Origin of the sequence: Methylocystis borbori (assembly GCF_036576025.1) — a bacterium.
Classification (GTDB): domain Bacteria; phylum Pseudomonadota; class Alphaproteobacteria; order Rhizobiales; family Beijerinckiaceae; genus Methylocystis; species Methylocystis borbori.
The window spans coordinates 44,089-61,992 of the sequence record NZ_JAZHYN010000016.1 but is presented as its reverse complement, the minus strand read 5'-3'; the positions used below and the strand labels follow the sequence as shown (position 1 = coordinate 61,992).

The window sequence follows — 17,904 nt, the reverse complement described above, 5'->3', positions numbered from 1 at the left end:
CTCCGCCGCCGCCCGCGCCGGCCGCCGCCGCGCCCGCGCAGCAGAGCGGCGCCGTCGGGCTTCTGGTGGCGCTCATCATTCTGACCGCCGCCGCCGCGACCTGGTGGCTCACCGCGGGGCCGTCGGGGCCGACGGCCAATCGAGAGACAATCATTCTTGAAGAGGTCGTCACGCCGGCGCCTGCCGCGCCAGCGGCCGAGCCGCCCGTCGCGGCGCCTCCCGTTCAAGCCGCCGAGCCGCCCGCAGCGGCCCCGACGGAGCCCAAACCCGCCGCCGAGCCGCACAAGAAGCATAAAAAGCGTCACTGATCGCGGGCAGGCCGTCGCGAGGCGTCAAGTGCGCCAGGGATGCTCGGGCAGATCGCAAACGCCGAGCGTCTCGACGCCCGCCTGCGCGACGGCGTGATCATTCTCGACCGAGGAGCCGCTCACGCCGACGGCGCCGATCATCACGCCATTCGCGTCGACGATTGGCAGCCCGCCGGGGAAGGTGATGAGCCCGTCATTGGAGTGCTCGATCCCGTAAAGCGGGCCGCCGGGCTGTGACAGCTTGCCGATCTGGCCTGTCGGCATGCCAAAGAAGACGGCGGTCTTCGCCTTCTTCAGCGCGATGTCGATGCTGCCGACCCAGGCGTCGTCCATGCGCTCGAACGCCTTCAGCACGCCGCCGGAGTCGACGACGGCGATGCACATTTGCGTCTTGAGTTCGATCGCCTTGGCGCGCGCCGCCGCGATCGCCTGATGCGCCTGTTCGATCGAGACATGCATGGACCGTTCTCCTTGTTTTGAGACGCCTGTCGCAGGCGTTTTCCCGCTATAGGTGGGGTGGGCGCGCGTCTTTGGAAAGCGCGGCGAAGCGCCTATTGCGCGGCTTCGACGGCGCGGGCGATGAGCGCCTTGGCGTCGGCGCTGTCCCAGACGGCGGGGCCGTTCATGAGGCCGATCTGACAGCCGTCAGGGCCGAGCAGCAGGGTGGTCGGCAGACCGAGCCCCTTGCCCGACTGTTTCAGCTCAAAAAAGACATTGGCCTTGGGGTCGCCGTAATAGGCCAGAGACTTGACGCCGGTCTCTTCGAGAAAGGCCTTGGGCCGGTCGAGCCGCGACGTGTCGACATTGACCGCGACGACCTGAAAGGCGTCGGAGCCCATTTCCGCCTGCAACTTATCGAGCGCCGGCATTTCGGCGCGGCACGGCGCGCACCAGGTCGCCCAAACGTTAAAGAGCGTCGTCTTGCCCTTAAAGGCGGCGAGCGTAACCGGCGCGCCGTCCGGTCCGTTGAAAGCGCCGAGCGAGACGGGCTCCGGCTTCGACGTGATAATCATCGCCGCGATCTCGCCCTTGGCGAGATCCTTTACGCTTTCCGCGATCTTGGCGGAGACGGCGCAGGATTCCGCCCCCGCTTTCCGCTCGTCGGAGGCGCCTTCTTGAGCGGCCCTCTCCTGCGATTGCCCTTCTTCAAGCGCGCCGGGGGGCGGTTTCTTGCCGCCCATGCTGCCGATCGCATATACAAACGCGACGCCCACCGCCATCGTTATCAGCGCCGCCTTCGCGACTAACAGGGGAGATCGCGGGGGCGTCGGCGGTTTGGCCATGAGGCGTGGGCTCCGGGGTTGGAAATGACGAGCAAAATATGGGGCGGCCGCTTTCAAAGCGCAACCGACGCCGTTCTCGAGGCGATTAACGTCTCCATCGATTTCGACAAGCGCCTCGGCCTTCAGGACGTGCGCGGCTCGCTTGCCCATGTCGCCATGCTCGCCGCGCGCGGCATCGTCTCTAAAGCCGACGCCGATCAGATTGCGCAAGGCTTGGAGCGGATCGAAGGCGAGATCGAGAGCGGCGCCTTTAATTTCTCCCGCGCGCTCGAAGACATTCACATGAACGTCGAGTCGCGGCTCGCGGAACTGATCGGGCCGGCGGCGGGCCGGCTGCATACGGCGCGCTCGCGCAACGATCAGGTGGCGACGGATTTCAAGCTCTATATCCGCGACGCGATCGACGCGCTCGACGCGGCGCTCGCCGATCTGCAGCGCGCGCTCGCGACCCGCGCGCTGGAGGAGGCGGGCGGCGTCATGCCGGGCTTCACTCATCTCCAATCGGCGCAGCCGGTGACGCTCGGCCATCATCTCCTCGCCTATGTCGAGATGATCGCCCGCGACCGCAGCCGTTTTCGCGACGCGCGCGCGCGGCTCAACGAATGTCCGCTCGGCGCGGCGGCGCTCGCCGGCACGAGCTTTCCGATCGATCGCGTCATGACGGCGCAGGCGCTCGGCTTCGATCGCCCGACGGCGAATTCCCTCGACAGCGTCTCCGATCGCGACTTCGTGCTGGAGACGCTGAGCGCGGCGGCGATCTGCGCGACGCATCTCTCTCGTTTCGCCGAGGAGATCGTGCTGTGGACGACGCCGCAATTCGGCTTCGTCGCGCTTTCCGACAAATTCACCACCGGCTCGTCGATCATGCCGCAAAAGCGCAATCCCGACGCCGCCGAACTGGCGCGCGGCAAGTCGGGCCGCGTCATCGGCGCGCTCGTCGCCCTGTTCGTCGTGATGAAGGGCCTGCCGCTCGCCTATTCCAAGGACATGCAGGAGGATAAGGAAGGCGCCTTCGACGCGCTCGATACGCTCGCGCTCTCTATCGCTGCAATCGCTGGCATGGTCTATGACATGCGCGTCGATCGCGCGCGCATGAAGGCGGCGGCGGGCGCCGGCTACGCTACCGCGACAGATCTCGCCGACTGGCTCGTGCGCGCGCTCGCGCTTCCCTTCCGCGAGGCGCATCACGTCACCGGCCGCATCGTCGCGCTCGCCGAAGCGCGCGGCGTGGGGCTCGACGAACTCACGCTTAAGGAATTGCAAGGCGTCGAACCGCGCATCACCGCCGAGGTCTTGGACGTGCTTGGGGTCGAGAAATCCGTCGAGAGCCGCAAGAGTTTCGGCGGAACGGCGCCCGACAATGTGCGCGCGGCGGCGCTCGCCTGGCTCGAGAAGCTGAAGACTTAAATGAGCGAGGAGACGACGCGCCTCTATCTCGCGACGCCGCCGCTCATTGAGGCGGCCGGCTTCGCGCCCTTGCTCGACGCCGCGCTTGGGGCGGGGGACGTCGCGAGCCTGCTCATTCGCTTTTCGGGAACGGACGAGCGGGCGAATGAGGCGATCATTCGCGCGCTGGCGCCGGGGGCGCAGGAGAAGGGCGTCGCCGTTCTCGCCGAAGCGGCGCCGAACGTCGCGCTGCGCGCGGGGGCCGACGGCGCGCATATCGCCGGCTGCGGCGAAGAGCTGGCCGAGGCCGTGAAGAAACTCTCGCCGCGCTATATCGTCGGCGCCGGCGACTTCGAGACGCGCGACGACGCCATGCGCGCGGGAGAACTCGGCGCCGATTATGTGATCCTTTCGGCGCGCGACCCCGCAGCGCTTGTCGAGCGCGTCGCCTGGTGGGCGGAGCTTTTCAGCACGCCCTGCGTCGCGCGCGCGCGGACTCTCGAAGAGATCGGGCCGCTTGCCGCCGCCGGCGCGGATTTCACGCTGATCGACGACGCGGTCTGGCGCGACGCGCGCGGGCCGGCGGCGGCGGTCGCGGACGCATTGGCGAGGCTTAAGGGAGAAGGCGAATGATCCGCAGCCAAAGGCGCTTTGCAATGACGGCGCTTGTCGTCCTCTTCCTCGCGCCGGGCGCGCGGGCGGCGAATGAGGCGTCGGCCCCCGATCTCGCCTTCGGCGCCTATCAGCGCGGCGACTATGTCGCGGCGATGAAGGAGGCGAAGAAGCGGGTCGCGGCGAATCCCAAGGACGCCGCGGCGGCGACGCTCATCGGCCAGCTCTATCTCGAAGGCGCGGGCGTCGGGCGCGATCTGAAGGCCGCGATGGACTGGTTCAGGCGCGGCGCCGACGCCGGCGACAAGGAGGCCGCCTATCTCTACGGCGCGGCCGCGTTGCAAGGCTCGGGCGCGCCGAAGAACCGCGCGCTCGCCCGCGCCTATCTCGAAAAGGCCGGGGCGCAGGGCCAGCCGGCGGCGCTGCATCTTCTCGGCGAACTCGCGCTGGAAAACGAGGGAGCGCCTTCGGATTTCGCCAAGGCGACGGATTATTTCCGCCGCGCCGCCGAGAAGGGCGACGCCGATTCTCATTATGCGCTCGGCGTTCTTTATAAGAGCGGCAAAGGCGTCGCCAAGGACGAGAAGGAGGCGGCCGAATGGTTCAGGCGCGCCGCCGAACTCGGCTTCGTTCCCGCCATGGTCGAATTCGCCGTTCTGCAGTTCAACGGCGTCGGCGTCGCGCGCGATCAGGCGGCCGCGGCGGAATGGTTCCGCAAGGCGGCGCTGAAGGGCAACGCCGTCGCGCAGAACCGCCTCGCCCATATTCTCGCGGAAGGGCTCGGCGTCGCGCCCAATCTCGCGGAGGCCCGCGACTGGCGCGACAAATCGCGCGAAGCCGGATTGAACGATCCGTCGCTCGATTTTCTCTCCAACCCGCCCGCGTTGAAGCCTTCCGCGGGGAAATGAATTGGCGAGCCTCGCTGCGCGTATTTTGGGCCTCTATCTGCGCAAGCGCGTAAAGCCGCGGCTCGCCAAGGCGCCAAGTCCGCAGGAGGCGGCGCGCGCGCTCGACGCGCGCCCGCCGTTTTTTCCCGCGCCTTTGGGCGTCGCCACGCGCAGGGGCGGCGTCGAGGGCCTGCTGCTCCCGGCGAAGGGCGCCGCGCCTCGGGCGCGGCTGCTTTATCTTCACGGCGGCGCCTATTTCGCCGGAGCGCCTTCGCTTTACGGACCCGTCCTCAACTTTTTCGCCCGCGCGGGCTTCGAGGTTTTCGCCCCCGCTTACCGGCTCGCGCCGCTCCATCCTTTTCCGGCGGCGCTGGACGACGCGCGCGCCGCCTTCGACGCGCTTTGCGCGCAGGAAGGCGCCCCCTTCGTCCTGGCAGGGGACTCGGCGGGCGGCGGCCTCGCGCTCGCCCTGATGGCGGCGCAGCGCGACGCCGGGAGACCGCTCCCCAAGGCCGCCGCGCTATTTTCGCCCTGGACGGACCTCGCCGCGACCGGCGCCTCGGCGCGCGAGAATGAAGCGCGCGACGCGCTGTTCACGCGCCTGATGTTGCGGGTGGGCGCGCGCGCCTATCTCGCCGGCCAAAACGCCAAAACGCCTCTCGCCTCGCCGCTCTATGCGGCGCTTCACGGGTTGCCGCCGCTCGTCGTTCATGCGTCCGAGGACGAATTGTTGCGCGACGACGCGACGCGTCTTGTCGAACGCGGGCGCGAAGCCGGCGTCGCGGCGGCGCTGCGGCTTTGGCCGGGCGTTCCGCATGGCTGGCAATTGGCGGCGCCGCTCATGCGCGAAGCGCGCGAGTCGCTCGACGCCGCGGCGGCTTTTCTTCTGGAGCGCGTTTAGATTTTTTAGCCCCACGGCCCCTTCGGCGGGTCAAGCGGATTGCGCCCGCCGCCCGGCAGGAAGGAGGGCTCCGTCTCGCGCGTTATCGCGACATCGCGGCCGCCGGCGAATTTAATGAGCGCCGCGATGCGCGACTCGACGCTCGGATGCGTCGCGAAGAGGCCGGATTCGGGATGGAGCGCCGGGCTCTCGATGAAGAAATATTGCATGCGCGAGGGCATGGTCGGGATCGCCGCATGCGCTTCGATCTTGCGCAGCGCCGAGATCATGGCGTCGGGATTTTTGGTCAGCTCCGCGCTCCCGGCGTCGGCGAGATATTCGCGCGAGCGCGACAACGCGAAGCGGATAAGCACCGACGCGCCCCAGCTCAGCGCGATGATGAAGAGGGCGATGAGGACGGCGAGCGCCGCGCCGCCATTGCCGCGCCGTCCGTCGTCGCGCGCGGTCGGGCGATGCGGCGAGAGGCCGAAGGGGAAATCCCAGCGGCGGATCGTCAGATCGGCGACAAAGGCGAAAATGCCGGCGAAGATCACCGCGATCACGAGGACCTGAACGTCGCGGTTGCGGATATGGGTCAGTTCATGCGCGAGCACCGCCTCGAGTTCGGCGTCGGTCAATTCGCGCGTCAAGCCGCGCGTGACGGCGATCTTATATTGCCCTTCCTTCAGCCCCGAGGCGTAAGCGTTGAGCGCGTCGCTCTCGATGATCTGGAGCGCCGGGATCGGCACGCCGCGCGAGATGCACAGATTTTCGAGGAGATTATAGAGCCGCGGCGAGTCTGTACGCGAGACGCTGGCGGCGCCGGTCGCGAAATCGATCATCTTCTGATGGAAGAGATAGGCGATCGCGAACCATGCGCCCGCGGCGATGACGCCGATCGGCCAGCCGCGTTTCAGATCGTCGACGGCGAGCGCGAAGATATAGTCGAAAGGCGCGCCGGGCGGCGCGCTCAAGGCTTCGGCGAGAAGCGCGAAGGAGAACATGAGCGCGAACAGCAGGACGACGAAGCCCGCGAGGAGAAAGGCGGAGCGCAGCCTGTTGGCGCGAATGTGGGTATAAAGGCCGTAGGCTTTGAACATCGGCTCCCGCCTGAGAATTCAGCGCGGCATGGTCATTCCCGATCAGGCTTTCGGCCCGTCGGGAATCATGACCGACGCCGCGAAGCTCCCTAAAACTCCACTTTCGGCGGCGACTCCACGGCTTGCTGCTCAGCGTCGGCGAGTTCGAAATAATCGATCGGCTCGAAGCCGAAGCGCGGCGCGATGAGGAAGCCCGGAAAACCTTCGCGCGTCGCGTTATATTCCGCGACCGTATTGTTGAGGAAACGCCGGGCCGCCGAAATCTTGTTCTCTATGTCCGACAATTCGGTCTGCAACTGCTGGAAGTTCTGATTGGCCTTGAGATCGGGATAGGCCTCCGAGAGCGCGATCAGCCGCGAGAGCGCCCCCGTCAATGCGCCCTCGGCGGCGCCCTGCTGCGCCGGGCCTTGCGCCGAGACCGCGGCGTTGCGGGCCTTGACCACGTCTTCGAGCGTGCTTTTCTCGTGGGTGGCGTAGCCCTTCACCGTCTCGACCAGATTGGGAATGAGGTCGTGGCGTTGCTTGAGCTGGACGTTAATGTCGGAAAAAGCCTGTTTGGAGCGCTGACGCAGCGCCACCAAATTGTTGTAGACGCCGAGGAGCCAGAAGGCGACGACGGCGACGAGAGCCAGAAAAATCAGCAAAGACATGGCGCGCCCTCCCGCGCGCCGCCCTGCGCGGCGGCGGCTGCTTAATGCGCGCGCATGTTAGCCGCCTTTAGCGGCGAGGCAAAGGCGCGGGCGCGGCTTCCATTTGACGATTCGCGCGCGCGCGCCTATCTCAGGGAAAAGCCAATAGGGACGGCGAAACAGAATGGCCATTCTGCCGATCATTACCCTGCCCGACCCGCTGCTGCGCAAGGTCTCGGAGCCGGTCGAGCGCGTCGACGCGGAGGTGCGTCGCCTGCTCGACGACATGTTGGAGACGATGTACGAGGCGCCCGGCATCGGCCTCGCGGCGATCCAGGTCGCCGTGCCCAAGCGCATCGTCGTCATCGACGTCGGCAAGACCGAAGAAACGCGCGCGCCGCTCTTTCTGATCAATCCTGAGATCGTCTGGGTCTCCGAGGAATTGAGCGTCTATCAGGAGGGCTGCCTTTCGGTGCCCGACTATTTCGAGGATGTGAAGCGCCCCGCGCAGGCGCGCGTGCGCCATCTCGACCGCGACGGGGCCTTGCAGGAATTCGATGCGGAGGGGCTGCTCGCCACCGTCGTGCAGCATGAGCTCGATCATCTCGAAGGCGGCCTTTTCATCGACCATCTCTCGCGCCTCAAGCGCGAGCGCGTGGTGAAGAAGTTCAACAAGGCGGCGCGCTTTGACGAGATCGCCGCCCGGCGCCGGGGCGCCGCCGAGCGCCAGTCGGAAACGGCCGGGGCCTGACGTTTGAGCCAAAAAGGCTTGCGCGTCGTCTTCATGGGCACGCCGGATTTCGCCGCGGCCCTGCTCAAGGAAATTTGCGCGCGCGGCCATGACGTCGCGGCTGTCTATACGCAGCCGCCCCGCCCCGCCGGGCGCGGCATGGCGGAAAAGAAATCCCCCGTCCATCTCCTCGCCGAAAGTCTCGGCCTTCCCGTGCGCGCGCCGAAAAGCCTGAGGAGCGAAGAGGAGACGGCGGCTTTCGCCGCGCTTGACGCCGATGTCGGCGTCGTCGCCGCCTATGGGCTGCTGCTGCCGCAGCCGATCCTCGACGCCCCCCGCTATGGCTGCCTTAATCTCCATGGCTCGTTGCTGCCGCGATGGCGCGGCGCGGCGCCGATCCAGCGAGCGATCATGGCGGGCGATACGGAGAGCGGCGTCATGGTCATGGAGATGGAGGCGGGCCTCGACACCGGCCCGGTGGCGCTGACCGCGACGACGCCGATCGGCGAAGACATGACCGCCGGGGAATTGCACAACAGGCTCATCGAGCTTGGCGCGCCGCTGATGGCGCAGGCGCTCGATCTGCTCGGCAAGGGCCAATTGCGCTTCACGCCGCAAAGCGAAGAAGGCGCGACCTATGCGAAAAAGATCGAGAAGGCCGAGGCGAAGATCGATTGGCGGGCGCCCGCGCGCGACCTCCACAATCTCGTGCGCGGCCTCTCGCCCTTTCCGGGCGCGTTTTTCGAGGCCGATCTCGGCCATGGCGCCGAGCGCGTGAAGGTCTTGCGCGCGCGGGCGGAAGCGGGAAAAGGCGCGCCGGGAACGGCGCTCGACGATAACGGGCTCATCGCCTGCGGAGAAGGCGCGCTGCGGCTTTTGCGGGTGCAGCGCGCCGGCAAGGGCGAGATGGATTTCGAGGAATTCGCCCGCGGCCGCAAACTGACGCGGGGCGTCGCGCTTGGCTGACGCGCGTTTCCTATCGTAACTGGGCGCAGCATCCCTTTCCCCTCAGCGGGAAGGGGATAGCCCTACGCTGTGGAAACATATCGACGCATAATGGTTTGAATGCCCCGGTTTGCGCTCACGATAGAATATGACGGCGCGCCCTTCGTCGGCTGGCAGCGGCAGGCCAATGGCGTCTCCGTGCAGCAGCGGCTCGAAGAAGCCGTCGCCGCCATCAATGGCGGCGCGCGCGCGATCGTGCATGGCGCCGGCCGCACCGATGCGGGCGTGCATGCGCTGGGACAGGTCGCCCATGTCGATCTGGTGCGCAACTGGCGCGCCGACCGGCTGCGCGACGCGCTCAATGCGCATTTGAAGCCCGATCCGATCGCGGCGCTCTCGGCGCGCCGCGTCGGGGAGGATTTCGAAGCGCGCTTCTCGGCGATCCGCCGCCATTATTGCTATATCATCGACAATCGCCGCGCGCCGCTCGCGCTCGCCCTCGGCCGCGCCTGGCACGTCAAGCGCCCGCTCGACGCCGAAGCCATGCACGCCGCGGCACAGGCGCTCGTCGGCCGTTTTGATTTCACCACCTTTCGCGCGTCGGAATGTCAGGCGAATTCGCCGATCCGCACGCTGGAGCGGCTCGACGTGCGTCGCGAAGGCGAGCGCATCGAGATCGAAACCTGCGCGCGCTCGTTTCTGCACAATCAGGTGCGCTCGATCGCCGGATCGCTCGAGCATGTCGGCTCCGGCAAATGGCGCGCGGAGGATCTCGTCGCGGCGCTTCACGCAAAAGACCGTGCGCGCTGCGGGCAGGTCGCCCCGCCGCACGGTCTTTATCTCGTCGCTGTCGATTATTGACGCGCGGCTTTGATCGCTTCGCGTCCTTTAGGAAAGAAGGAAGGCGCTATTGCTTGTCGCCCGCGCCGCCGTTCGCCGGCGCGTCGACGTCGCCTTTTTCCGCATCTTCCTTAGGCGCGGCGGGCTTCGTCTGTTTCTTCGCCGTCTGTTTTGCGGCCATGGGCGTCTTGCCCGGCTTCTCCTCCTTGGCGAGCGCGCCATGAATGGGAAGAAAACTCGCCGACAGCACCGCCGCCAATACGCCGTTCACGCAGGGTCGTTGATTGATCATGGGCGATCCCCTCATCAGAGAAAGCCCCCCGACCGACTCAATCGGCCTGCCCGACGCGCATCAGGCCAGACAACCTTGCTCTTGTTTCGTCGCCGCCAAGTCCCCTCCGGGACCATTTTATGGCGAGAATCGCGACAATCCGGGAAGTTGGCGCCAAGGGCGAATAAAGTGTTAACGTCGCTATTCTTCGCCGTCCGCCGCCGCTTCGGGCTCCCGCTTCACCGCCTCCTCCGGCGTGAATTCGTTCTCGCCCGGCAAAGTCGCTGGAAGCTTCGCGATCGGCTTTTGCGCCATGGGCGACTTTCCTTGCGCGAGCGCGCCGTGGAGCGGAATAATGCTGGCGGATAGCACGGCGGCGAGAATGCCATTGACGCAGGGTCGACGATTGCTCATGCGTCCCTCCTCAAAAATCCCTCGCGCCGACACGATCGACTCGCCCCGCCGCACAAAGGCGCGTTGAATGTGGCCGGAAAGAGTCGAGTCCAAGCTTGGAACGGTCAGCGCTGTCTGCTTAGTGCATGTTCATGACACGAACATGCCGGTTTTTGGGGACTCACGCATTATCCATGCCGCCTTCGCGTATTGTTGCGATGACATGGAATCGTTCAATCGATAGCAAACCCGCGCCCAATCGCGAAACCGGGGCGGCTCCTGATCGAAAAAGCCTATCAACTCTCTTGGAGCTTCACGAGCCGCTGAACCAATTGTAGCCCTTGTCTTCCCAATAGCCGCCGGGGTTGTCGTTGGTGACGAAAATCTCGGCGATGAATTTCGGATTCTTGAAGCCGAGCTTCGTTGGAATGCGCAGCCGCAGCGGATAGCCGTATTTCGTTTCGGAAAAATCGAGCGCGAGCAACGTCTGCGGATGCAAGGCGGTCGCCATGTCGATGCTCGTCGAATATTTGTCGGCGCAGGCGACGCCGACATGGCGCGCGGTCGTATCTGCGCCGACACGCTCGAGAAATTGGCGAAAGGGAACGCCGCGCCATTGGCCGATGGCGCTCCAGCCTTCGACGCAAACGAGCCGCGTGATTTGGCTGGTTTGCGGCAGCGCGCGCAGCTCGCCGAGCGTCCAGGACCTCTTGTCGGCGACGAGGCCCGAAAGCTTCAGTCGGTAATCGTCGCCATTGATGACGGGGGCTTCCTTTTCTTCGTAATAGGCGTTGAAAGGAAAGGGCGTCACAACCTCTGCTTCCGAATAGGTCGGCGCGAGCTTGCTCGGATTGAAGAGCGCGGCCTGCACGCGGTCGTTGAAGCGCGACATGGCGAAGAGCAGGCGGTCGACCGCGTCCTCATCCTTGAGCGTGCAGCCCGAGAGCAGCGACAAGGCGCCAAGCGACAATCCCTGTTTGAGGAAGCGTCGACGCTCCATCCGCTCTATCCGCGGCCGGAAAGCGGAAAGGTCGATCTTGCGGGAAGGCTTCATCGCGACGGCTCCGCCCGGCCGGTCACCATGGGCGAAAGAATTCCTTTCACGGAGAGGGCGAGCGAGATGTGAAGAATGAGAAAGGCGACGATCGCCGCCATGGCGAAGAAGTGCCAGCGCCGCGCGGCTTCATAGCCGCCAAGGAGCGCGGTCAGCTCCTGCAGTTGGACCGGCTTCCAAATGGCGAAGCCGGAGAGAACGACGACGAAGGCGGCGAGAATGACGCCGATATAGGCCAGCCGCTGAACCGCGTTATAGCGGCCCGGCGCATGGTCGAGGCGGCCTTGCCGCGCAAGAGCGAGATCGCGCCAGAGGCCGCGTCCCGAGATCGGAAGAAAACTCCTGCGAAAATGGCCGGAGAGGAGGCCATAGGCGAGATAGGCGAGGCCGTTCAGGATCAACAGCCACATCGCCGCGAAATGCCAGGCGATCGCGCCGGCGAGCCAGCCGCCGAGCGTGAAGCCAGCCGGAAATTCGAATCCGAACAGAGGCGAGGCGTTATAGATGCGCCAGCCGCTCAATATCATCACGAAGATCGCGACGGCGTTGATCCAATGCGTCACGCGCACGAAGAGCGGGTGAACCGTCTTGGGTCTCACGGCGTCCGAGGCCTCGGCGGACATGAGATTCTCCTTCTCGCCGGAAAATATATAGTTCCAAAGCGTGAAAGCGAAGGGCGGCGCCCTCCGTTGACAGCCGCGCCGCCATCGCCCATGACGACCGGCGCGCATTCATGGGCCATTGTTCCGCGAATGCGCGTCAGTTTATTGAAATGACGCATTTTCTACGCTGAACCGGCGGCCGCTTCGGCGGAAAATGCCTCTCGGCTCACGTCTCGCAAGGTTCGGGCGGCTCATGCGCGTCTTTATCACCGGCACGGCAGGCTTCATCGGCTTTCATTTGGCGAAACGCCTGCTCGACGCCGGGCATTTCGTCGACGGCTTCGACGGCATGACCCCTTATTACGATCCGCGCCTCAAGGAGGCGCGCCGCGCGATTCTGCTCAACAGCAACCGCTATCGCGACACGGTCGCCATGTTAGAGGACATGGAGGCGCTGACGCGCGCGGCGGAGCAGGCGGCGCCGGACGTCGTCATTCATCTCGCGGCGCAGGCGGGCGTGCGCTATTCGCTGCAAAATCCCCGCGCCTATGTCGAGGCCAATCTCGTCGGCTCCTTCAATGTCATGGAGATCACGCGGCTATTGAAGCCGCGCCATTTCCTTTTCGCTTCGACAAGCTCGGTCTATGGCGCGAGCCCGAACGAGATTTTTTACGAGAGCGACAGAACCGACCATCCTTTGACGCTCTATGCGGCGACGAAGAAGTCCGGCGAGGTCATGGCGCATTCCTATGCGCATCTGTGGTCGATCCCGACGACGATGTTCCGCTTCTTCACGGTCTATGGCCCCTGGGGCCGGCCGGACATGGCGCTGTTGAAATTCATCGACGCCATTGAGAGCGACCGCCCCATCGACATTTATAATCACGGCGACATGTCGCGAGATTTCACCTATGTCGACGATCTCGTCGAAGGCGTCGTGCGGCTGATCGAGTGCATTCCCGCGCGCGGCTCGGATGACGACAGCGTTTCGCCCGTCGCCCCCTATCGCATCGTCAATATCGGCCGCGGCGAGCCGGCGCGACTCCTCGACGTCATCGACGCCATCGAACGCCTTCTCGGCAAGAAGGCGAAGCGCAATTATCTCGACATGCAGCCGGGCGACGTGCCGCGCACTTTCGCCTCCGCCGATCTTCTGGAGCGGCTCACCGGCTATCGTCCGCATACGTCGATCGAGACGGGCCTCACGGCGCTCATCGCCTGGTATCGCGACTATCGCGCGACTTACGGCGCGCTCGAATTTTGATCGGCGCTCAGAGGAGCCAGTCCGGCGCGCTGTCGAGCGCGATGATCTCCGCGACGCTCTGGCGCTTCCGGATGACCGCGTAGCGCGCGCCGTCGACCAGAACCTCTGGGATCAGCGGGCGGGTGTTATAGGTGCCCGACTGCACGGCGCCGTAAGCGCCCGCGGTCAGCACGCAAAGCAATTCGCCCGCGCGCGGCTCGGCGATCTCGCGCGCATGGGCGAGATAGTCGCCGGTCTCGCAGACGGGCCCGACGATGTCGGCGACGATCTTCGGCCGCTCGGCGCATTCGCGCACAGGGATGATATCGTGCCAGGCGTCGTAAAGCGTCGGGCGAATGAGATCGTTCATCCCCGCGTCGACGATGACGAAGGTCTTGGCGTCGCCATGCTTGACGTAGATGACGCGAGTAATGAGCGCGCCGGCGTTGCCGACGATGAGCCGGCCGGGCTCCAGCACGAGCTTGCAGCCAAGATCGCCGAAGCGCCGTCGTATGATCTCGGCGTATTTTTCGGGATGGTAGGATTGCGGATCCTCGCCGTCGCGATAGGGAACCCCCAAGCCTCCGCCAAGATCGACATGCGAAATCTCATGCCCGTCGGCGCGAAGGTCCTGCACGAGTTCGGCGAGCAGCGAAAAAGCTTCGTCGAAAGGCGCAAGATCGGTGAGCTGCGAGCCGATATGCATGTCGACGCCGGCGATCGCCAGCCCTTCGAGCTTCGCGGCATGGGCGTAGACGTCGCGCGCCCGCGACAGCGGCACGCCGAATTTATTTTCAGCGAGCCCCGTCGAAATCTTCTTATGGGTGCGCGCGTCGACGTCGGGATTGACCCGCAGCGACATCGGCGCCTTGCGTCCCTTTGCCGCCGCGATCCGCGCCAGCGCCTCGATTTCCGGCTCCGACTCGACGTTGAAGCAGAAAATGCCGGCCTCTAGCGCGGCCGCGATCTCTTCGCCCGTCTTGCCGACGCCCGAAAAAGTGATCTTTCGCGGATCGACGCCCGCGGCGAGCGCCCTCGCGAGTTCGCCGCCCGAGACCACGTCCATGCCCGCCCCCTCTTTCGCGAGAAGGCGCAGCACGGCCTGATTGGAATTGGCCTTTACGGCGTAACAGACGAGCGCGTCGAGCCCCGCGAAGGCCTGTGCGAAGATCTGATAATGACGCCGGATCGTCGCCGCCGAATAGCAATAGAAGGGCGTCCCGACCTCTTCGGCCAGCGTCGCCACGTCGACCTCCTCGGCGTGGAGCGCGCCGCCGCGATAGGCGAAGTGATGCATGTGCTTTTTTTAAAGGAGCGGATCGAGCACGAAGGGATATTGCTCCGGCGGGCGATTGCCGATGGTGCCGGGAATGGGCGGCGGCGCGCCAGCCTCTTCCGCGCCGGGCGCGGGACGCGCGCCTTTGGCGGCTTTCGCCTGCCGGGCTTCCTCCTGCGCCTTGAGATAGGCGCCCCGCGCTTGAGTCTCGGGCGGCAGCTCCACCGGGCCGCGCCGGCCGCAGCCGGAAAGGCCGATGGCGAAGAGCGCCGCCGCGACAACGGCGAAGCGGCGAAGGGAAGGCGTTTGAGGCGTCACGGCGATTCGTCCCGGCGGGGTGGAAGGCCCGCGCACTATAGCGATGAAGCAAAAAAAGGCGAGGCCGCTGGCGCGCCGCTGAGGGAGGAAACGACCTTGGCTCCGCCCAAACCTTAGCCGTTGGAAAATGGCGCGGTTCGGCCCGTCCCCCATGGGTTAGAGAGCAGCCGCCGCTATTTTAGGTGGAAAATGGAGTCCCGAACCCCGTCGCCGTGGCGCCTTGGCAACAGTCCGAAAGAGAATGCGTTCCGGGCGCCGCGGCGCATTTGCGGGCCCCCATTTTAGCGAGTAAGGCTTGGATTTCCGGCATTGCTTACGAGCGACACAGAGTGAAGACTTTGACGACATCGAAGACCCCCCTTCTCGACCGGATCGCCACTCCCGAAGAACTGCGCAAGCTTCGCCCCGCCCAGCTCAGAGAGCTAGCCGACGAATTGCGCCTTGAGACGATCGATGCGGTCTCGGTGACGGGCGGCCATCTTGGGGCGGGGCTCGGGGTCGTCGAACTCACCGTCGCGCTGCATTACGTTTTCGACACGCCGCGCGACAAGATCATCTGGGACGTGGGCCACCAGACCTATCCGCACAAGATTCTCACCGGGCGCCGCGACCGCATCCGCACGCTGCGCATGGGCGGCGGACTCTCGGGCTTCACCAAGCGCGCCGAGAGCGAATATGACGCCTTCGGCGCCGGCCATTCCTCGACCTCGATTTCCGCCGGCCTCGGCATGGCGGTGGCGCGCGATCTCGCCGGCGGCGACAATCACGTCGTCGCGGTGATCGGCGACAGCTCCATGTCCGCCGGCATGGCCTATGAGGCCCTGAACAACGCCGGGGCGCTGCATTCGCGCCTCATCGTCATCCTCAACGACAACGACATGTCCATCGCCCCCCCGACGGGCGCGATGTCGGCCTATCTCGCGCGGCTCGTGTCGGGCGGCGCCTATCGCACCATTCGCGAGGCGGCGAGGCAGCTCGCGAGCCATCTGCCGCGCTTCATCTACGACAAGGCGCGCAAGGCCGAGGAATTCTCGCGCAGCTTCATCACCGGCGGCACCATGTTCGAGGAGCTCGGCTTCTATTACGTGGGGCCGATCGACGGGCATAATCTCGACCATCTCCTGCCCGTCTTGAAGAATGTTCGCGACAAGGACGACGGCCCGGTTCTGGTCCATGTCGTGACCCAGAAGGGCAAGGGCTTCGGGCCGGCCGAGGAATCCGCCGACAAATGCCACGCCGTCAATAAATTCGACGTGGCGACCGGCGTTCAGTTCAAGCCGAAGGCCAACGCCCCGACCTATACGAGCGTCTACGCCAAGGCGCTCATCGCCGAGGCGGAGCATGACGAGAAGATCGTCGCCATCACCGCCGCCATGCCGTCCGGCACCGGCCTCGACATTTTCGGCAAGACGTTCCCGCATCGCACTTTCGACGTGGCGATCGCCGAGCAGCATGCCGTGACTTTCGCGGCGGGCCTCGCCTGCGAGGGGTACAAGCCCTTCTGCACGCTCTATTCGACCTTCCTGCAGCGCGGCTACGATCAGGTCGTCCATGACGTCGCCATCCAGAACCTGCCTGTGCGCTTCGCCATGGACCGCGCCGGGCTCGTCGGCGCGGACGGGCCGACCCACGCCGGCGCCTTCGACCTCGCCTATCTCGGCTGCCTGCCGGGCTTCGTCGTCATGGCGCCCGCCGACGAGGGCGAATTGATGCATATGGTGGCGACCGCCGCGGCCCATGACGCCGGCCCCATCGGCTTCCGCTATCCGCGCGGCGAGGGTCTCGGCGTCGAGCTGCCGGAGCGCGGCGACGTTCTCGAAATCGGCAAGGGCCGCGTCCTTCGCGAAGGAACCAAGGTCGCGATCCTGTCGCTCGGGACGCGGCTCGCCGACGCGCTGAAGGCGGCGGAAGAGCTCGAAAATTACGGCGTCTCGACCACCGTCGCCGACGCCCGCTTCGCCAAGCCCATCGACCGCGACTTGCTGCGGAGCCTCGCCGTCCATCACGAGGTGGTGATTTCCGTCGAGGAAGGCTCCATCGGCGGATTTGGGGCGCAGGTCTTCCAGGCGCTTTCCGATGACGGCCTGCTCGACGGCGCGCGCGGCGCGTTCAAATTCCGCTGCATGACGCTGCCCGACGCCTATATCGACCACGACAAGCACGAGCTGATGATCGCCAGGGCGATGCTCGACAGCAAGGCGATCGTCGCCAAGGCGCTTGAGCTGCTCGGCGACGAGCAGGGCGCGGCGCGGGCGATGATCGCCTAAGGCGCGCGCACCGCGCTTGCGTGGAACACCAATAAAAATTGGCCGCTCCCGCGCGATCAGCGGCGCGCGCCAACCCTCTCCTGACTGAAGTCGGCTGTTGCCGACTTCAGCATTTTCTTCCGCAAGTCGAGCAGGCTCGACTTGCGTAGGAGAGGGTGGTCGCCGGAGGCGACCGGGTGAGGGGATTGGGTTGCTGCGTTTCTGAGGACTGACCAAGCGGCTGCGTCGACGCATATTTTCCCGACATGGATAAAATCGCGAGAGTCTAACCCCTCATCCGACCCGGCTTCGCCGGGCCACCCTCTCCCGATGGGAGAGGTTGGCGCCGAGTTTTGTCAAAGAACGCCGATGATCTTCTGCGTCTCCGCCTCCGACGCCCCTGCGGCCTCCGGCGCCTATGCGCTCTGGCTGCGCCTCGACGGCCCTGTCGACGTTAGGGCTGGAAAGCGGCAAGGCGTCCTGCCGGCTGGCGACTATCTCTATAGCGGCTCGGCCCGCGGTTCCGGCGGCCTGCGCGCGCGGCTCGCCCGTCATATGCGCCGCGACAAACGCCTCCATTGGCATATCGACCAACTGACCGCCGCGGCGACGATATTGGGCGCCTTTGTCGAAGAAGGCGGCGACGAATGCGCGCTCAACGCCGCGCTGGAGGGGTTACCCATCCCCCTGCGGGGCTTCGGCAGTTCCGACTGTCCGCGCTGCGCGGCGCATTTGCATCTTCTCCCGAAAGGCGCGGCGCTTCCCTCAGACTGGGAAAATGCTAGGAAGGCGGCCGAGTCGTCGCCTCGCCCTTGAGGCGGGCGGCAGGAGGCGACCAGCCAGTCCGGCAGTTTATTCACCCCATCCCGCGCCTTCGACGTGACCCTCCCCGTCGACGGGA

The 17,904-nt window shown here is 65.8% G+C and carries 20 protein-coding genes and 1 pseudogene; 11 read left to right on the top strand and 10 right to left on the bottom strand.

All coding sequences use genetic code 11. The annotated features are described in order from the left end of the window. A pseudogene (locus tag V3H18_RS07500) lies at positions 1-308 on the top strand (hypothetical protein); the annotation flags it as partial. Positions 309-332: 24 nt separating this feature from the next. Here V3H18_RS07500 and V3H18_RS07495 read toward each other — a convergent pair. Together V3H18_RS07495 and tlpA are read right to left on the bottom strand one after the other, a co-directional pair. Continuing rightward, the gene (locus tag V3H18_RS07495; protein WP_332081377.1) at positions 333-767 is read right to left on the bottom strand and encodes a GlcG/HbpS family heme-binding protein; all 435 of its coding nucleotides are present in this window, start codon (positions 765-767) and stop codon (positions 333-335) included. A 92-nt stretch (positions 768-859) separates the two neighbouring features. Further along, the gene (gene tlpA, locus V3H18_RS07490; RefSeq protein ID WP_332081376.1) at positions 860-1,591 is read right to left on the bottom strand and encodes a thiol:disulfide interchange protein TlpA; all 732 of its coding nucleotides are present in this window, start codon (positions 1,589-1,591) and stop codon (positions 860-862) included. A gap of 24 nt (positions 1,592-1,615) precedes the next feature. On the opposite strand from tlpA, the gene argH reads away from it, so the two are divergent. Genes argH through V3H18_RS07470 form a run of 4 tightly spaced genes read left to right on the top strand, consistent with a single transcriptional unit; the run spans position 1,616 to position 5,377 of the window. Beyond that, positions 1,616-2,998 (top strand): argininosuccinate lyase, encoded by a 1,383-nt coding sequence (argH, locus tag V3H18_RS07485; protein ID WP_332081375.1) that lies wholly within the window; start codon positions 1,616-1,618, stop codon positions 2,996-2,998. Continuing rightward, positions 2,999-3,610, top strand: coding sequence for a thiamine phosphate synthase (locus V3H18_RS07480; protein ID WP_332081374.1), 612 nt, complete (start codon positions 2,999-3,001; stop codon positions 3,608-3,610). 23 nt (positions 3,611-3,633) lie between these two features. Then, complete coding sequence (locus V3H18_RS07475) at positions 3,634-4,497, top strand: tetratricopeptide repeat protein (RefSeq protein WP_332081373.1); 864 nt, start codon at positions 3,634-3,636, stop codon at positions 4,495-4,497. Position 4,498: 1 nt separating this feature from the next. Next, positions 4,499-5,377: an alpha/beta hydrolase gene (locus tag V3H18_RS07470; protein WP_332081371.1), complete on the top strand. Its 879-nt coding sequence runs from the start codon at positions 4,499-4,501 to the stop codon at positions 5,375-5,377. Between the two features lie 5 nt (positions 5,378-5,382). Here the strand turns inward: V3H18_RS07470 and V3H18_RS07465 are convergent, their stop codons facing one another. Next, positions 5,383-6,456 (bottom strand): M48 family metallopeptidase, encoded by a 1,074-nt coding sequence (locus V3H18_RS07465; RefSeq protein ID WP_332081370.1) that lies wholly within the window; start codon positions 6,454-6,456, stop codon positions 5,383-5,385. Between the two features lie 89 nt (positions 6,457-6,545). Beyond that, complete coding sequence (locus tag V3H18_RS07460) at positions 6,546-7,106, bottom strand: LemA family protein (RefSeq protein ID WP_332081369.1); 561 nt, start codon at positions 7,104-7,106, stop codon at positions 6,546-6,548. Positions 7,107-7,269: 163 nt separating this feature from the next. On the opposite strand from V3H18_RS07460, the gene def reads away from it, so the two are divergent. The 3 genes from def (at position 7,270) to truA (ending at position 9,621) form a co-directional block, all read left to right on the top strand. Next, positions 7,270-7,836, top strand: a complete 567-nt coding sequence (gene def / locus V3H18_RS07455; RefSeq protein ID WP_332081367.1) for a peptide deformylase — start codon at positions 7,270-7,272, stop codon at positions 7,834-7,836. A gap of 18 nt (positions 7,837-7,854) precedes the next feature. Beyond that, the gene (gene fmt / locus V3H18_RS07450) at positions 7,855-8,781 is read left to right on the top strand and encodes a methionyl-tRNA formyltransferase (protein ID WP_332081382.1); all 927 of its coding nucleotides are present in this window, start codon (positions 7,855-7,857) and stop codon (positions 8,779-8,781) included. Positions 8,782-8,880: 99 nt separating this feature from the next. Continuing rightward, positions 8,881-9,621 carry a tRNA pseudouridine(38-40) synthase TruA gene (truA, locus tag V3H18_RS07445; RefSeq protein ID WP_332081366.1) on the top strand — a complete coding sequence of 247 codons (741 nt, stop codon included), beginning with the start codon at positions 8,881-8,883 and terminating at the stop codon, positions 9,619-9,621. A 46-nt stretch (positions 9,622-9,667) separates the two neighbouring features. Here the strand turns inward: truA and V3H18_RS07440 are convergent, their stop codons facing one another. The 4 genes from V3H18_RS07440 to V3H18_RS07425 all read right to left on the bottom strand — a co-directional run bounded on the left by V3H18_RS07440 (position 9,668) and on the right by V3H18_RS07425 (position 11,941). Next, positions 9,668-9,892, bottom strand: a complete 225-nt coding sequence (locus V3H18_RS07440; protein WP_332081364.1) for a hypothetical protein — start codon at positions 9,890-9,892, stop codon at positions 9,668-9,670. Positions 9,893-10,072: 180 nt separating this feature from the next. Beyond that, the gene (locus V3H18_RS07435) at positions 10,073-10,285 is read right to left on the bottom strand and encodes a hypothetical protein (protein ID WP_332081362.1); all 213 of its coding nucleotides are present in this window, start codon (positions 10,283-10,285) and stop codon (positions 10,073-10,075) included. 292 nt (positions 10,286-10,577) lie between these two features. Continuing rightward, positions 10,578-11,318, bottom strand: a complete 741-nt coding sequence (locus V3H18_RS07430) for a molybdopterin-dependent oxidoreductase (protein WP_332081361.1) — start codon at positions 11,316-11,318, stop codon at positions 10,578-10,580. Next, a complete protein-coding gene (locus V3H18_RS07425; protein WP_332081360.1) occupies positions 11,315-11,941 on the bottom strand; it encodes a cytochrome b/b6 domain-containing protein in 627 nt (208 codons plus the stop codon). Before V3H18_RS07425 ends, V3H18_RS07430 begins: the two co-directional genes overlap by 4 nt. A gap of 232 nt (positions 11,942-12,173) precedes the next feature. Between V3H18_RS07425 and V3H18_RS07420 the strand changes: the two genes are divergently transcribed. Next, on the top strand, positions 12,174-13,184 hold the full coding sequence (locus tag V3H18_RS07420; RefSeq protein WP_332081359.1) for an NAD-dependent epimerase/dehydratase family protein: 1,011 nt from the start codon (positions 12,174-12,176) through the stop codon (positions 13,182-13,184). 7 nt (positions 13,185-13,191) lie between these two features. Here the strand turns inward: V3H18_RS07420 and lysA are convergent, their stop codons facing one another. Both lysA and lptM read right to left on the bottom strand, forming a co-directional pair. Continuing rightward, positions 13,192-14,460, bottom strand: coding sequence for a diaminopimelate decarboxylase (gene lysA, locus V3H18_RS07415; RefSeq protein WP_332081357.1), 1,269 nt, complete (start codon positions 14,458-14,460; stop codon positions 13,192-13,194). A 9-nt stretch (positions 14,461-14,469) separates the two neighbouring features. After that, the gene (gene lptM, locus V3H18_RS07410; RefSeq protein WP_332081355.1) at positions 14,470-14,757 is read right to left on the bottom strand and encodes an LPS translocon maturation chaperone LptM; all 288 of its coding nucleotides are present in this window, start codon (positions 14,755-14,757) and stop codon (positions 14,470-14,472) included. Positions 14,758-15,095: 338 nt separating this feature from the next. On the opposite strand from lptM, the gene dxs reads away from it, so the two are divergent. Together dxs and V3H18_RS07400 are read left to right on the top strand one after the other, a co-directional pair. Beyond that, positions 15,096-17,024: a 1-deoxy-D-xylulose-5-phosphate synthase gene (gene dxs / locus V3H18_RS07405; RefSeq protein ID WP_332081381.1), complete on the top strand. Its 1,929-nt coding sequence runs from the start codon at positions 15,096-15,098 to the stop codon at positions 17,022-17,024. A 348-nt stretch (positions 17,025-17,372) separates the two neighbouring features. Then, entirely contained in the window at positions 17,373-17,819 is a 447-nt protein-coding gene (locus V3H18_RS07400; RefSeq protein WP_332081354.1) for a GIY-YIG nuclease family protein, read from the top strand. The last annotated feature ends 85 nt before the right edge of the window (positions 17,820-17,904 follow it).